The sequence below is a fragment of the Maricaulis sp. genome, assembly GCF_030149425.1.
In the GTDB taxonomy this organism is placed as follows: domain Bacteria; phylum Pseudomonadota; class Alphaproteobacteria; order Caulobacterales; family Maricaulaceae; genus Maricaulis.
On the sequence record NZ_JASBRQ010000054.1, the window covers coordinates 36843 to 52196 of the forward strand.

At 62.8% G+C, this 15354-nt stretch carries 15 protein-coding genes and 1 tRNA gene; 8 read left to right on the forward strand and 8 right to left on the reverse strand.

Translation table 11 applies throughout. The annotated features are described in order from the left end of the window. The first annotated feature begins 6 nt into the window (after positions 1–6). Positions 7–690, forward strand: a complete 684-nt coding sequence (locus Q1V57_RS09590) for a nitroreductase (protein ID WP_300530022.1) — start codon at positions 7–9, stop codon at positions 688–690. Here Q1V57_RS09590 and Q1V57_RS09595 read toward each other — a convergent pair. Both Q1V57_RS09595 and Q1V57_RS09600 read right to left on the reverse strand, forming a co-directional pair. Beyond that, positions 687–1952, reverse strand: coding sequence for a M1 family aminopeptidase (locus Q1V57_RS09595; protein ID WP_300530024.1), 1266 nt, complete (start codon positions 1950–1952; stop codon positions 687–689). The genes Q1V57_RS09590 and Q1V57_RS09595 overlap by 4 nt on opposite strands. A 69-nt stretch (positions 1953–2021) precedes the next feature. Then, entirely contained in the window at positions 2022–2375 is a 354-nt protein-coding gene (locus tag Q1V57_RS09600) for a hypothetical protein (protein ID WP_300530026.1), read from the reverse strand. Positions 2376–2481: 106 nt separating this feature from the next. Here Q1V57_RS09600 and Q1V57_RS09605 point away from each other — a divergent pair, with 106 nt between their 5' ends. The 5 genes from Q1V57_RS09605 (at position 2482) to Q1V57_RS09625 (ending at position 5786) form a co-directional block, all read left to right on the forward strand. Next, entirely contained in the window at positions 2482–3270 is a 789-nt protein-coding gene (locus tag Q1V57_RS09605; RefSeq protein ID WP_300530028.1) for an exodeoxyribonuclease III, read from the forward strand. Positions 3271–3362: 92 nt separating this feature from the next. Beyond that, positions 3363–3650 carry a hypothetical protein gene (locus Q1V57_RS09610; protein ID WP_300530030.1) on the forward strand — a complete coding sequence of 96 codons (288 nt, stop codon included), beginning with the start codon at positions 3363–3365 and terminating at the stop codon, positions 3648–3650. Positions 3651–3652: 2 nt separating this feature from the next. Beyond that, positions 3653–4507, forward strand: a complete 855-nt coding sequence (locus Q1V57_RS09615) for a DUF2145 domain-containing protein (protein ID WP_300530032.1) — start codon at positions 3653–3655, stop codon at positions 4505–4507. A gap of 114 nt (positions 4508–4621) precedes the next feature. After that, a complete protein-coding gene (locus Q1V57_RS09620; protein ID WP_300530034.1) occupies positions 4622–4996 on the forward strand; it encodes a hypothetical protein in 375 nt (124 codons plus the stop codon). Next, the gene (locus Q1V57_RS09625; RefSeq protein WP_300530036.1) at positions 4983–5786 is read left to right on the forward strand and encodes a DUF2145 domain-containing protein; all 804 of its coding nucleotides are present in this window, start codon (positions 4983–4985) and stop codon (positions 5784–5786) included. The genes Q1V57_RS09620 and Q1V57_RS09625 overlap by 14 nt, the downstream gene beginning before the upstream one ends. A gap of 4 nt (positions 5787–5790) precedes the next feature. Here the strand turns inward: Q1V57_RS09625 and selD are convergent, their stop codons facing one another. Beyond that, complete coding sequence (gene selD, locus Q1V57_RS09630) at positions 5791–6843, reverse strand: selenide, water dikinase SelD (RefSeq protein ID WP_300530038.1); 1053 nt, start codon at positions 6841–6843, stop codon at positions 5791–5793. Between the two features lie 50 nt (positions 6844–6893). On the opposite strand from selD, the gene mnmH reads away from it, so the two are divergent. Further along, positions 6894–7976 (forward strand): tRNA 2-selenouridine(34) synthase MnmH, encoded by a 1083-nt coding sequence (gene mnmH, locus Q1V57_RS09635; RefSeq protein WP_300530040.1) that lies wholly within the window; start codon positions 6894–6896, stop codon positions 7974–7976. Here the strand turns inward: mnmH and Q1V57_RS09640 are convergent. The 5 genes from Q1V57_RS09640 to Q1V57_RS09660 all read right to left on the reverse strand — a co-directional run bounded on the left by Q1V57_RS09640 (position 7930) and on the right by Q1V57_RS09660 (position 14789). Further along, the gene (locus Q1V57_RS09640; protein ID WP_300530041.1) at positions 7930–8889 is read right to left on the reverse strand and encodes a DUF3137 domain-containing protein; all 960 of its coding nucleotides are present in this window, start codon (positions 8887–8889) and stop codon (positions 7930–7932) included. The genes mnmH and Q1V57_RS09640 overlap by 47 nt on opposite strands. 3 nt (positions 8890–8892) lie before the next feature. Further along, positions 8893–11772: a valine--tRNA ligase gene (locus Q1V57_RS09645; protein ID WP_366145124.1), complete on the reverse strand. Its 2880-nt coding sequence runs from the start codon at positions 11770–11772 to the stop codon at positions 8893–8895. Between the two features lie 73 nt (positions 11773–11845). After that, positions 11846–12433: a DUF2497 domain-containing protein gene (locus Q1V57_RS09650; RefSeq protein ID WP_300530045.1), complete on the reverse strand. Its 588-nt coding sequence runs from the start codon at positions 12431–12433 to the stop codon at positions 11846–11848. A gap of 91 nt (positions 12434–12524) precedes the next feature. Next, positions 12525–13919: a TolC family outer membrane protein gene (locus Q1V57_RS09655; RefSeq protein WP_300530046.1), complete on the reverse strand. Its 1395-nt coding sequence runs from the start codon at positions 13917–13919 to the stop codon at positions 12525–12527. Positions 13920–14135: 216 nt separating this feature from the next. After that, positions 14136–14789 carry a protein-L-isoaspartate O-methyltransferase gene (locus tag Q1V57_RS09660; RefSeq protein WP_300530048.1) on the reverse strand — a complete coding sequence of 218 codons (654 nt, stop codon included), beginning with the start codon at positions 14787–14789 and terminating at the stop codon, positions 14136–14138. 184 nt (positions 14790–14973) lie between these two features. Here Q1V57_RS09660 and Q1V57_RS09665 point away from each other — a divergent pair. Then, positions 14974–15047 (forward strand) — tRNA-Cys (locus Q1V57_RS09665). Positions 15048–15354 lie beyond the last annotated feature (307 nt).

Sequence of the window (15354 nt, forward strand, 5' to 3'; positions counted from 1 at the left end):
ACCGACATGACCGATACATCCGATTTTGAGCGCCTTATTCGCGCCCGCATCTCGACGCGCGCCTTCCTCGACACTGCGGTGAGCGAGGCCGATATCCGCGACCTGCTCGACACGGCCCGCTGGGCCGCTTCTGGCGGCAATCTCCAGCCCTGGAAAGTCTATGTGGTCGCCGGCGAGCCCCGTCAGCGCGTGATCAACGCGGTCCGGGCCAAGATCGAGGCCAATCCGTTCGAGGACGAAAACGAGTTCGGCGCCTATCCGCCCAAACTCTGGGAACCGTATCGCTCACGCCGTTTCGAGCTCGGCGAGGAGATGTATCAGACCTTGGGCATCCCGCGCGAAGCCAAGGCCGAGCGGCTGGGCTGGATGTTGAAGAATTTCGAGTTCTTCGATGCCCCGGTCGGCCTGTTCTTCACCCTCGACGAGCGCATGAATGCAAACCAGTGGGCGCATCTGGGCATGTTCATGATGGCGCTGATGCTGGCGGCCGAAGACAAGGGTCTGGCCACCTGCGCCCAGGAAGCCTGGATGACGCGGTGCAAGACCGTCGGTGAAACGCTCGGCATCGGCGAGAATGAGCGCGTCTATTGCGGTATGGCGCTGGGCTATGCCGACAAGGACGCAGCGGTCAACACGCTGCGCTCATCGCGCGTACCGGTCGAGGACTTCGCCGCGTTTGACGGCTTCTAGCCCGGCTCGCCCAGCCTGGCCTCGAACCGCGTCCGCGCCTCCACTCCGGCCTCGGCTTGCAATGCGTCAAGCATGGCCGGTGTCGTCGCCGTCTCTTCGCGCATCATGCGAGCGATGAAGCGGGCGAAGGCGTCTCGGCCCACCGCGTCTTCCAGTTCCGCCAACAGAACCGGTGCCTTGCGATAAGCCACGAGATAGGGCGGGCGCTCGGTCTGGCCGGGCCGCCAGATCGGTGGCAGAGCGTCATCGCTATTGGCCAGCCGCTCGCGATACTCGCCCAGCCGCGCCTCATAGGCCGCCTCACCATGGGCGGCGCGCAGAGCCATGTTGGCGATATGATCGGCGAAGCCTTCATTGAGCCAGTTCTCCACGGTCATCGGATTGCCCCGGCTCCAGTAGTGCGCCAGCTCATGGCAGATAAACTGGGTCAGCCGCTCCGGTGAGGTGTCGGAGATATCGGTCAGGGCAATGAGGGTCGCACGGGAATATCCGCCACCGTCCCGCCCGGTCACCGTGATGCCGGCGCTGGGCAGCGGGCCGGCCGGACCGGCCAGGTTATTGAGATAGCCGGTACAGAAATCCAGCGCGTCAATGAGCGCAGTCAGATCCTGCTCGCCCTCACGCAGATCATAGATCCGATACGCCTCGGTCTGCTGCAGCCGAAAACGCGACATCAGGGTGAAGGCGATATCGAGAGCCGGGCGGTCCTGCACCAGCCGGAAACCGTCCGCCGTCCGCTGCAGCGACTGCATAGCCACACCGCTCCAGGCTCCATCGATCCGGATATCAAAATCGGCTGTGACCAGACTGTTGAAGCGCTGATCGAACGGCATCCAGAAACTATCGACCGTGAGCTCTATCTTCTGCGCATCCAGCGTGTTGATACGGTAGGGTAACGGCTCGGGCAAAAGCTCGCCGGAATAGCGCACAGCCAGGCGTCGTGCCCTGCCATCGCCCGCCGGCCGGAGAATGATGGTGTAGCTGGCCAGCGTCCCGTTAAAGCCCTCAACTTCGGCCCGCCGGACCTCCACAACATCGGGACCATCAATCTCGACAGGTCCGAGATTGCGATTGAGCAGGAAGGTGAGCGCCTCCAGGTCCGCCTCCAGAACATCGATGTGCCAGTCCGCACTCAGCGTTCCCGCGTCCGGATTGAACTCAAGCGCTCCGGCATAGTGAAACCGGGCTTGCGTCTGAGCCGCCGGGGCAAGGCCCGCCAGAAGCATCAGAACCGCACTCAACAAGGCTGGAAAACGGGTCATTCATCCCTCCGGTGTGTCAGTTGCGAATAACCCTTGGATGCCTGCTCGCCGCGAAACGGATGCGCGCAGCTATATGCCGCAAGACCAGTCATCGGCGCAGAATGTGCTGAGGACGCCAATCAGGCCGAGCAATCCCACGAGCCAGATCAGGGGCAGCAGGATCATCCATTTCACCCCGCGGCTGCGCTCGCCGCGCAGGATGCGCCACCAGCCGGCGGCGAGGCCCGCAATCGCAGCCAAAGGCCCGCACGCAGAATAAATGGCAAAGAACCAGACCTGCGGCAGGTCGGCCACGCCGGGCGCATCGAACATCATCACCGCCGGGGCCCAAAGACCGCTGGCCAGCCCGGCAAAAGCCAGCACCGTAACGCTGGCCAGGGTGACCCAGAACCAGCCGATTTGTGTGGAGCCGTGTTGCGCCATCGGCCTGCTCCTTGCGCCGCGCCTGGCGGCATTGTCCACTTTCGCAGCCGCTAAAACACCCTATCCTGCGGCGCATCGAATCCCGTCCTCAGCCGAGATCAGCATCATGACCCTGACCGTTGCCTCCTGGAACGTCAATTCCATCAAGGCCCGCCTGCCCAACGTTCTAGAATGGCTCAGCGAGGCCAAGCCGGACGTCGCCTGCCTGCAGGAGATCAAGACGGTGGATGAAGGCTTCCCGCGCATGGAGATCGAGGATCTCGGCTATAATATCGAGACCCATGGCCAGAAATCCTACAATGGCGTTGCGATCCTCTCACGCTATCCGATCGAGGAATGCCAGGCCCGGCTGCCGGGCGATCAGGAGGATGAACAGGCCCGTTATCTGGAGGCCGTGATCGCCGCCGAGAGCGGTCCGGTCCGGGTGGCCTCGATCTATCTGCCCAATGGCAATCCGGCCCCGGGCCCCAAATACGATTACAAGCTGGCCTGGATGCAGCGTCTTCATGATCACGCCACGGGCCTGCTTGAGCTGGAAGAGCCGCTGATCCTGGCCGGAGACTATAACTGCATTCCGCGCGACAGCGACTGCTGGGACCCGGCAATCTGGGCCAGCGACGCGCTCGCCCTGCCGCAAACCCGCGCGGCCTTCAAGAAGCTGAAATGGCTCGGCCTGACCGAAGCCTTCGAGCAGCTCGACAATCGCGGGCACCAATACACATTCTTCGACTATCAGGGCGGGGCCTGGCAGAAGGGCTATGGCATCCGCATCGACCATCTTTTGTGCTCGCCGCAAGCGGCCGACGCGCTGGAGGCGATCGAGATCCACACCAAGACCCGCGGCAAGACCAAGGCGTCGGATCACATTCCGATCGTCGGGACGTTCGCGCTCTAGTCTCGCCCCATAGACGCAAAATTCAGGCTGGGTTCACCCGGCAGGTGTGTTAATGTCCTTTTAACGTGAAACTAAAAGGACGTGAGACGCCTATGCGCATCATCCTTATCTCGGCCTGCACCCTGGCCTTTTATGCCGGCCCGGTATTGGCCCAGGACGCCAATCAGACCCAACCGGTCGACCAGCAAATCCAGTCTCGCGGCGTCGATTACGCCCGCGATGATTCTGACCGCGAACGCGCCCGCACCTATGCCCGCGAGACGCAGCGCATGATGCGCGAGCGTCAGCAAAATGAAGAGAGCCAGACCCAGAATGCGCCTCTTCCGATCGGCGAGACCGTCATTGTCGACAATGCCAGCGGACCGGACCGGGAAAACTAATCATGCGTCTTGTGTGGGTGTGTCTGGCCGCAGCGGCGGCGCTTGTCTTCGCGCCGCAAGCCGATGCCGGCGGGAGTAATGGCCGGCCGGTGGATCGCTTCACCCTGGTGGAGATGGCCGATTTCTCGAAACAGATCGAGGAAGAACTGGCCCAGCGCGGCGCCTATGTCGCCATGGTCTTCCGCACCGGCCGCGACCGCTCGGAGCTGCCTGAAGGCATCCGCTATACCCACGGCGCGTTCTGGGTTTACACCCCGATCCCGACCCAGGGCGGCGGCACGCAATACGGCTATGCCGTCTACAATCTCTATCACGAGCTCGACCCGGTCACGGTCTCGAACCTGTATCAAGACTGGCCACTCGATTTCACCCGCGGCGACATCGTCGGCCAGGTCGGGGTGATCATCCCGAATGCGGAAATGCAGCAGCGCATCATCGATGTGATTGCATCGCCCTATTTCGAAGCACTGCACCAGCCGGACTATTCCCTGCTCTCCAACCCGGCAGACGGGCGCTACCAGAACTGCAATGAGTTCATGCTCGACGTCGTCTCCTCAGCGATCTGGCAGACGGCGAGCCGGGAGCAGATCAAGGTCAATCTCGACGCTTATTTCAGCGCCTCGCGGGTCAATCTGAACTTCTTCCAGCGCTGGGTCGGCCCGCTGATCGACCAGCGTTTGCGCTTTGACGATCATTACGGCGAGATTCGCACCGCGACCTTCGCCTCCATTGCCGATTTCATGCTGGCATTCGATCTGGCCGAGGACGAACAGATTTTCGAGATCGACGCGCCCTTCTCACTGGCGGAGGATACCGCCTATCCGCCGACCTATGACGCGCCCGCGGCAGCGGAATAGGGCCGCCTTGACCCGCCTGCCTCAGGCAGGCGGATTTTCCCGCTTGTCTGAATAGTATTCACCGCCAGGCTTCATATCCGCGCACAGAATTTTCAATGTGACACGGAGATCGACATGAAGCGTCTGCACTCACTCTCACTTGCGATTGGCACGAGCGCTGCCCTCGTCCTCGCTCCGGCGGCCATGGCCAATGAGGCCGGTCCGCCTGCGGCCCGGGCCTCCGGGGACAGCGCGGCGGCCTCGGTAGAGGTCGCGGCGACCCTCGCCTCCGGTGCCGTCGTCCTGGCACCCAGCGCGGCCGTTCTGGTTGCCGGCACGGGCGCAAGCCTGGCAACGGGCGATCCCTATTTCATCGAGGAAAGCGCGGATCTGGCGGAGGATATGCTGGAGCTGACTTTCGGTTCCGAACCGCTCAAGATCAGCGACGAAACCCTTCTCGCGCCGCCCCCGGACGTTCCCTTCGAAGTCTCCGGCGATGAGGACCGCTAGCCTCGCCGCCCTCGCCCTGTTTGCGCTCTGTGCGGAAGATGCGCAGGCGGGGTCCGAGGCGCGGCCGGTCAGCCATTTCCCGATTGAACTGTCAGCCGATTTCGCCAAGCAGATCGAACGCAACCTGGCAGCCAGCGGCACCCGCATCGCCATGGTGTTTCGCACCGGCCGGGCCCGGGAGGACCTGCCCGACGGCATTCGCTACACCCATGGCGCCTTCTGGATCTATTCCGAAGTCGCGGGCGAAAACGGTGAGATGCTGCGGGGCTATTCCGTCCATAATCTCTATCACGGCGAAGACAACCGGCAGCAATCCTATCTGGCCCAGGACTGGCCGCTGAATTTCACCCAGGGCGATGTGGTGGGCGAAGTTGGCATCATCATCCCCTCACCGGAAATGCAGCGCCGCCTGCTGATGCTGTTTGTCCGCGGCGATATACGGGCGCTGCACCAGCCCGCCTATTCGCTGATCGCCAACCCGCTCGATGAACGCTTCCAGAACTGCAATGAGCTGATGCTCGACATGGTCGCAGCCGCGGCCTGGGAGACGACAGACCGTGATGTCCTCAAGACCAATCTCGCGGCCTGGTTCGAGCCGGCCCGGGTGCAGACGAGCTTGCTGGAACGCATGTTTGGCCCCTCCGTCGATGACCGGATCCGGCTCGACGACCATGACGGTCCCATACGCACGGCGACATTCGCCTCTATGGGAGACTTCATGACCCGGTTCAATCTGGCCAGCGATGTCTATGAGCTGAAAGCGGACTTCCTCGACGCCAGCGAAAGCTGACCCGTCACACCACCTGGACACGCGGCGCGCCGTCGGTGATTTCACCAATCACCGCGGCGTCGCCATGTCCTTCGGCACGGAAGGTCTCAAGCACCGTGTCGACACTTTCCTCGGCACAACTGACCAGCAAACCGCCCGAGGTCTGCGGATCGCACCACAGGATCTCGTCGATACCGGACCAGTCCGCGGGCGTTTCGATCCGGCCATCGAGCGCGGCCCAGTTGCGTCCGGAGGCCCCGGTTTTCATACCGGCTGCGGCCAGCGCCCTTGCCTCGTCAAACACCGGCACACGGGCGCGCTCGACGCGCCCGGTCACGCCAGCGCCCTCACACATCTCACTGAGATGGCCGAGCAGACCGAAACCGGTGACATCGGTCATCGCATGCACGCCCTCAAGGCCCGCCAGTTTGGCACCGGGCGTATTCAGCCGTGTTGTCGAGGCGACCATCTGCTGATAGGCCGCCGGGCTCAGCTCGCCGCGCTTCAGCGCCGCGCTGAACACGCCAATCCCCAGGGGCTTGCCCAACACCAGCGTGTCACCCGGCTTGGCACCGGCATTGGTCTTGAGCCGGTCCGGGTGCACGGTGCCGAGCGCGACGAGACCGTAGATCGGCTCTGCTGCATCGATGGAGTGACCGCCGGCGACCGGTGCGCCCGCCGCCTCGGCCACGGCGCGACCGCCGGCCAGGATCGCCCGCACCGTTTCGCGGGGCAGTTTGCCGACCGGCATGCCGACCAGGGCGAGGCAGAAGATCGGCGTCGCCCCCATGGCATAAACATCCGACAGGGCATTGGTCGCAGCAATACGGCCGAACACGTCCGGATCGTCGACGATCGGGGTGAAGAAGTCCGTCGTGGCCACCAGAGCGGTTTCGTCATTGATCCGCCAGACCGCCGCGTCATCGCGCGTGGCCGCATCCACCAGCAATTCCTGCGGCATCGGCAGGGCCGGCGCACCGCCGAGAATATCGCTCAGCACCGCCGGATCGAGCTTGCAGCCGCAGCCGCCGCCATGGGCCAGAGCGCTCAGCCGGACCGGCGCAGTGTCATCCATCATCCCAAATTCTCCGGTTTTGTCTTATCCCTCAGATAAGACGGGACCTGCCGATGAACAGCATCGCCACCACAGATGACCTATCCGCGGCCGGATTGGAACGCTTCGATTGCATTATCGATGTGCGATCGCCTGCGGAATTTGCCGAAGACCACCTGCCCGGCGCCATCAACCTCCCGGTTCTCGACGATGAAGAGCGGGCGCTGATCGGGACGCATTACAAACAGGTCTCCGCCTTTGAAGCCCGCCGCATGGGCGCGGCGCTGACGGCGCGCAATATCGCCCATCATGTCGAAACCGCCCTCGCCGACCGGCCGAAGGATTTCAAGCCGCTCGTCTATTGCTGGCGCGGCGGTATGCGCTCCAACTCCATGGCCATGGTATTGGGCGCGGTGGGCTGGCGGGTGACGCTGGTCAAGGGCGGCTATCGGACCTGGCGCCAGCAGGTCTCAGCCGGGCTTGAGGCCGATACGCCCTGGCCGGTCGTCCTGATCGACGGGCAGACAGGAACCGCCAAGACCAAACTCCTGCACCTGTTGGCCGAGCGTGGCGAGCAGGTCATCGACCTGGAAGGCCTGGCCCGGCATCGCGGGTCGATCTTCGGCGGGTTCGGCGATGCCGGGCAGCCCAGCCAGAAGGCGTTTGACACGCAGATCTGGACGCAGATGCGCGCGCTGGACCTTGAACGCCCGGTCTATGTCGAGGCCGAGAGCCGCCTGGTCGGCCGAAGGCGCGTACCGCAAGGGCTGTGGGACGCGATGCAGACGGCACCGCGGCTGGTGATCGACGCCCCGGTTGAGGCCCGGGCGCGATACCTGCTGACGGCCTATCCGGACCTGGCCGAGAATTCGGCACAGCTGCGTGATGCCATCGAAGGTCTCAAACGCTTCCAGGGTGGCGAAACGATCACCCGCTGGCTCGAGCTCGCCGACGCGGATGACTTCGAACCGCTCGCGGCCGAGCTGGTTCAGGCGCACTACGATCCGGCCTATGACCGGGCCCGGCAACGTCACCAGCGGGATGGGGTAGAAACCGTTCTGAAGACAGACGCGCTGGACGATCCGACGCTTGACGCGCTGGCGGACCGGATTACGGCTGCAGCTGCGTCTCACCGCGCTCAACCAGCACACGGATGATCTCGGTCACCAGCTGGATTTCCTTGACGATGGACATCACCCGGCCCTGATCGGCCAGCGGTTTGAACATCGATCCGGCCTCGAACAGATCGCCGGTCTCGACCGCGATCAAAAGCTCGCCCTGGCCCGAGTTCTCGTCAAAGGCGGCGCGGATTTTTTTGCCCTTGAGAGCGGTTTCTAGCGCCAGGAGTTTTTCCATGAAGTCCGGCGTCACCATATAGCGCGCCAGCACCTGGTCAGAGCCATAGACCTCGAACGCCCGCTCGAAGCGCTGGTCGACAAGGCCGATGCGCTCCAGTTTCTGCGAACCAAAGGATCGGCCCAGCGCGCTGAGCCCGTTGAACCAGCCCTGGTCGCGGGTGATCACGGTGACGCCCTCGACCCGGCGCGGAAAGGTGACGCGGATCAGGGCGCCATGGAAGACGGTGACATAATAGGTCCGCTTGCCGCTACGGCGGCGTTGTTCAAGATGCGCCTCGTAGAGCTCGAAATCACAGCCCCGCACCGTGCCGGAGAACAGGTCCTCGAACTTGCGCCGCGTATGCCCGGGCAAAAGTCCGAGGCTCTTGAACACGTCAAAGCGCGGCGTCTCATAGACCTTCGCGGAATAGGACATGCCGCAGACCTCGGCGATCTGGGTATTAAGCTCGGCCTTGACCCGCTTGCGCACGTCCTCAAGGCTTGTCAGCCCGATAATGAAGACGATCACGCCCGGCACCGCGGCGGCCACGACAAAGCCGCTCAGATCATCATTGACCACGCCCAGCACGATCAGGGCGGCGATCGCCATCGCCGCACCCAGACAGCTATAGGTCCAGAAGTTCCGCAACGCCTTCTTGCGATCACCCTCGACCGATTGCAGCCAGGGCTTGAGCTTGTCTTCCCAGAGGGTGTCGAAGCGATCCCCGGCCATGGCCTAGGCCTGCTCCAACCGGGACAGGGCCTCCGCCATCTTGGCTTTCTGGGCGGTGTAATCACCCAGTTTTTCGCGCTGTTCAGCGACCACGGCTTCCGGTGCATTGGCGACGAATTTCTCGTTGCCGAGCTTCTTCTCCAGGCGCGTGATCTCGCCATCGAGCTTTTTCAGCTCCTTGGCGATGCGCTCGCGTTCAGCACCGAAATCGATGACGCCCTCCAGCGGCAGGGCGAAGGTGGTCTCGCCGATCACCGTCTGGGCCGAGGCCGGCGGGACGCTGTCGCCGAGGGTGATCTCGGCCAGGCGCGCCATGCGCTGGATTAGCGGACGATTGCGTTCGATACAGCCGGCGATCTCGCCCGACGCCCCGACCGCGACGGCATTGAGCTGAGCACCGGCCGGCACATTCATCTCGGCGCGGACGCGGCGGATATCGGTGATGACGGAGATCAGCCAATCCATCTCGGACTGGGCAGCCGCATCATCAAGGCCTTCAAGGCGCGGCCAGTCGGCGACGATCAGATGCGTGTCACGCTGGCCGGTCTGCTCCCACAGCGCCTCGGTCACGAACGGCATGAAGGGATGCAGGATTTTCAGCGCGATATCGAGCACATAGGCCGTGGTGGCCCGGCACTCGGCCTTGGCCGCTTCGTCATCGCCCTGCAGCAGCGGCTTGGCGAATTCCAGGTGCCAGTCGCAGAAGATGTTCCAGGTAAAGCGATAGGCCGCCGCAGCCGCTTCATTGAAGCGGTATTCGGCGAGGCCCTTTTCAACCGCCGCGACGGTGGCCTGGGCTTCAGACAGGATCCACTTATTGACCGTCTGGCTGACGGTCTTGGGATCAAAACCGGCGGGCACGGCGCACTCATTCATTTCGCAGAAACGCGCCGCGTTCCACAGCTTGGTGCCGAAATTCCGATAGCCCTCAACGCGTTGTTTGGACATGCGGATATCGCGGCCCTGGCCGGCCTGCGAGGCGAGCGAGAAACGCACCGCATCCGCACCGAACTCGTCGATGAGTTCCAGCGGATCGATGACATTGCCCTTCGACTTGGACATCTTCTGCCCCTTCTCGTCACGGACGAGGGCGTGGATATAGACGTCCTTGAAGGGAATTTGCGGCTTGCCGTTCTCATCCTTCATGAAGTGCAGGCCCTGCATCATCATGCGGGCGACCCAGAAGAAGATGATGTCGAAGGCGGTGATCAGAACCGCGTTGGGATAAAAGCGCTCGAGCTCCTGTGTGTTCTCCGGCCAGCCCAGGGTCGAGAACGGCCACAGCGCGGACGAGAACCAGGTGTCTAGGACGTCGGGATCGCGCGTTAGCTTTTTACCACCGGCTTGGGCGATGGCGGCTTCCTCGGACTCAGCGACATAAACGCCTCCATCCTCGTCATACCAGGCCGGGATCTGGTGGCCCCACCAGAGCTGGCGCGAGACGCACCAGGGCTGGATATTGCGCATCCATTCGAAATAGGTCTTTTCCCAGTTCTTCGGATGGAAGGTGGTGCGCCCGTCTTCAACCGCCGCAATGGCTTCCTTGGCCAGTTCGCCGGCATTGGCAAACCACTGGTCCGTCAGCATCGGCTCGATGACGACATGGGAGCGGTCACCGAAGGGCTGCTGGATTTTCTTGTTCTCGACATAGGGAACCGGCTGCGGCGCGTCCTCATCCACGTCCTTGGCCTCAGGCGTCACCATGACGGCGAGACCTTCAGCCGTGATATCGGCGATGATCTTCTCGCGCGCCTCGAAGCGGTCGAGACCGCGATAATTTTCCGGCACCAGGTTGATAGCATCGACCTCGGCCTCGGACGGCAGGTCCGCGCCCTTGGCCAGCGCCATCGCCTGCTCGGCACACTGCGCATAGGGCGCCCCGTCGGCGCGCATGGCGGCCCGGGTGTCCATCAGGCGGTAGAGCGGGATATTGTTGCGCTTGGCGACTTCGTAATCATTGAAGTCATGCGCCCCGGTAATCTTCACCGCACCGGAACCGAATTCCGGGTCCGGGTATTCATCGGTGATGATCGGGATCAGGCGGCGATGCTCTTTCGGGCCGACCGGGATTTCGCACAACTCGCCAACGATCGGCGCATAGCGCTCATCATCGGGGTGCACGGCCACGGCGCCATCGCCGAGCATGGTTTCCGGGCGTGTGGTGGCGATGGAGATGTAGTCGCGCTCTTCCTCCAGCACGACATTCCCGTCCGCATCCTTCTCGACATAGGTATAAGTCTTGCCGCCGGCGAGCGGGTATTTGAAGTGCCACATATGGCCGTCGACTTCGATGTTCTCGACCTCGAGGTCGGAAATCGCCGTCTCGAACTTGGGATCCCAGTTCACCAGCCGCTTACCGCGATACATCAGGCCCTGATTGTAGAGCTCGACGAAGACCTTCATCACGGCGGCCTGCATCTGATCGTTCTCAGCGTCTTTCTCACCCATGGTGAAACGCTCACGCGACCAGTCACAGGAGGCGCCGAGACGGCGCAGCTGGGTCATGATCTGACCGCCGCTTTCCGCTTTCCAGTCCCAAACACGCTCGAGGAATTTCTCCCGGCCCATATCCCGGCGGGACGGCTCCTGCCGCTCGGCCAGCTGCCGCTCGACAACCATCTGCGTGGCAATGCCCGCATGGTCGGTCCCGGGCTGCCAGAGCACGCTGTCACCGAGCATGCGCTTATAGCGGATGAGGACATCCTGCAGCGTATTGTTGAGCGCGTGGCCGATATGCAGGCGGCCCGTCACATTGGGCGGCGGAATGACGATGCAGAACGGATCGGCGTTCGGGTCATCCTTCGGCTTGAAGGCCCCGGATTCTTCCCAGTCCGCATAGATACGGGCTTCGGCTTCGGCAGGATTGAAGGTCTTGTCCATCATGATACGCGCATAAGTAAAGGGCACCGACTGTCTCGTCGATGCCCTTAAATGATTTGAGTCTTCAACGAAAGGATTAGCGGCGGCGACGCGCTACGCGATCGATCTCGGCCTGTACCTTTTCATCAACAATGCCCGGCAGGTTGGCATCGAGCCATTCCTTCAGCATCGGACGCAGCATGGCGCGCACAACACCCTCGAGCGTGCGGCCTTCCTCTTCGGAAATCCGGATCGAATCCGCCAGGGTGTGGAAGGAGCCCATCGCTGCCGTGGCAGCAGTGTCGGACATGATGCCGTCAGCCGCTTCGGTCTCGACGGCGTCGAAATCGACCATTGGCTCGGCTTCGGCAACCGCCTCTTCCTCTTCGCGGTCGACAATCATCAGATCATCATCAACGGCGAGCGGATCGGTGCCGGTATCGGGCTCATCAACCAGGTCAGTCAGCTCGAGGACATCATCACCGGCCGGCTCTTCTTCAGCCACCGGAGCCTCGTCAAACATCGAATCAATGTCGTCCTGGCTGTTGGTTTCTTCTTCGGCCGGAGCCTCAGCAGCAGCTTCCGCTTCCTCCGCAGGGGCTTCGTCCTCGTCCTCATTGATGATCCGGCGGATCGAGGACAGGATTTCTTCCATTGACGGTTCGTTTTCGGCGGCTTCAGCCATAACAGCAGATCCTTTGGCGGTTTTTTTCTCGCTACACGCGAATAAACCGGGGTGAACCGGGCATGTCCACCCCTCTGATTCGCCAATAAGGTTAATTCCAGGGCGTTAAGTCAAAGTTATTGAAGAGCCCTGCGGAGTTATCCCCAGCTGCAGGATCATAGGTCTCGACATTGAGATTCAGCAGATCGGCGGACAACAGCCCCATGGCCTGAAGCAGACGGAAGCCGGCGACATAGCTGTCACGCTCGGCGGTCACCAGGGTCAGGCGCGCATCGAGCAATTCCTGTTCTGCATTAAGCACATCCAGCGTCGTGCGCAGGCCGACAAAGGCCTCCTGCTGCACACCGTCGAGGGCGATTTCATTGGCGCGCACAGCCTGCGAGGAGGATTCGATCACGGCCAGGGAGGCGACATATCCACTCCAGGCATTGGTGACGCCCTCGGTGACCTGGCGGCGGGCTTCATTGACCTGGAAGCGGGCCTGATCTTCCTGGGCGACGGCAGCGCGGACGCGCGAGCGATTCAGCCCACCGGTGAAAATCGGCATGGAAACCCGCGCCGTCACCGAGGTCGAATCACGGCTGTCACCGGAAAACTGCGAATCACGGGCGGCCGAGGCGGTCGCGGACAGCGACACTTCGGGCAGCATGGCGCCGCGTGCGACCTGGATGCCGTAGCGGGCCGCTTCCTCACCATATTGCGCAGCGAGAAGCTGCGGGCTGTTGGCATAGGCAAGCTCGGCTGCCGAAGCGAGGCTCTGCGGCAGGTCGGGCAGCGCCGGCGGCTGTTGCAGCGTGGCGGCCGGCTGGCCGGTGACGCGCTCATAGGCCGCGCGGCTGGCCGCGAGCTGGGACTGGGCGGCAGACAGCTGCGCCTGGGCGCCGGACAGGCGGGCTTCGGCCTGGGCCACATCGGTGCGGGTAATCTCGCCAACCTCGAACCGGTCGCGGGCGGCCTGCAGCTGCTGGTTCAGGACCTCGACATTATTGCGGCGGATGGAAACCACCTCGCTGTCGCGGCGCACATCCATGAAAGCGGTGACGGCATCGACAAGAACGCCCTGCTCGACAATGCGCAGCGTTTCACGCCCGGCCATGACCTGGGCCGTGGCCTGGTCAATCGCGCCGGAGGTGCGACCGCCGCGGAACAGGGCCTGGCTGGCCGAGATCGAATAGTTTTTCGGGGTCGAGTCGGTTTCGCTATTGGAGGCGACCGGCTGACCATTGATCACAAAGGTGCTCTCGCTCTCGGTGCTATTCCGCGAGATCGAGGCATCGGCCGAGACTGAGGGCAGGCGCGCCGAGCGGGCCTGGACACGTCCTTCGTCGGTAACGCGCAAACGGGCACGTTCAGCCTGCAGGGTCGGATTGGAATTATAGGCCTGGGCCAGCGCCTCGCTGAGCGTTTGCGCTTCAACCTCCACGCTCACTGCGAACAGCGAGACACCCCCGGCCAGGGCGATCGCCCATTTCGACATACGCAGCATGATCATTCCTCGCACTGAGTGGAGCGCTGGGCCCCTGTCCACAATTTACTCTCTAGCACAAATACCGCCGCACCCCATCCAAAAGCCGGCTGGCGTGGATATAGGCATGGCGACATTAAAAGTGAACACTGTTCACTCTGATTTTTTCGTAATGAGCCTTACGTGGCCATGAAACGGTTTTCCATAGGCAAAACCGTCGCAGCCCATTGCGGCAGATTACAGCGAGAAGCTTTGTTCGCGCTGGAAGCCTGGCAAGGGCGAGACGGCGGCATCGAACACCACGCGTTCACCGATTCCCGCGGCAGAACGGGAAAAAATCGTCGCTTTACCGACCGGACCGTCGCGTACAACAACGGCCAGACGCCCCCCTTCCGCCAGCTGATCGAGCCAGGATTGCGGGACTTCCTCGACCGCGCCATTGACGAAAATGACGTTGTACGGGCCCTGGTCGGGCATACCGTTTTTCGGGTCTGCGTCGATCACAACCGCGTTATCGGCATCGCACTCTGCCAGAATGCCGCTGGCGCGGGACAGCCCGTCCTCATCATTCTCGACGCCGACCACGGTTTCCGCCATGCGGGCCAGGATCGCCGTGGAGTAACCGCGGCCACACGCGATATCGAGCACCAGCTCATCGCTCTGCACGTCAGCCGCATGGATCAGCTTGGCCAGATCGCGCGGACGCATCATGCGGCGCTGCTCCCCGGTAGAGACCTCGGCATCGGCATAGGCCGAGGCATGCTTGGAGCGCGGCGTGAAAAGCTCACGCGGCACGGTCTCGAAAGCCGCGAGCAAACGTCGGTCCGTTACGTCGGACGGACGGATCTGGCTATCAACCATGGCTTGGCGGGCTTCTGCGAAATCGCTCACGGGAATCTCCTTGCCGGACGGCGGGATGAATGTGCAGCCATATATCCTGCGCCGCCGCGATGCGGCAAGCACCTCACTGCGCCCGCGACACATCGTCTGCAAATATCAAAAACTGCAGGTCGATCTGTCCGCCCCGATTGCCCATCGCCCGGCCGGTGGCTATAGAACCGGTCTTGCATTTTTCGGCACCGTGGCGGAGTGGCTACGCAGCGGATTGCAAATCCGTGTACCCCGGTTCGATTCCGGGCGGTGCCTCCAGCCTTCGCTCGCTGCGCGAGCTTCGGCTAGGCAAGCCTCCCACATTTGATGCGAGCGAAGGCTGTCGCGCCGAAGCCCCGGCGTAGGCGGACCTTATCATTTTTGGCGCTCGCTGCGCGAGCTTCGGCTAGGCAAGCCTCCCACATTTAATGCGAGCGAAGGCTGTCACGCCGAAGCCTTGGCGTAGGCGGGCATTGCTTTTTTTTGGCGCTCGCTGCGCGAGCTTCGGCTAGGCAAGCCTCCCACATTTGATGCGAGCGAAGGCTGTCGCGCCGAAGCCTTGGCGTAGGCGGACTATCTGCGCCGG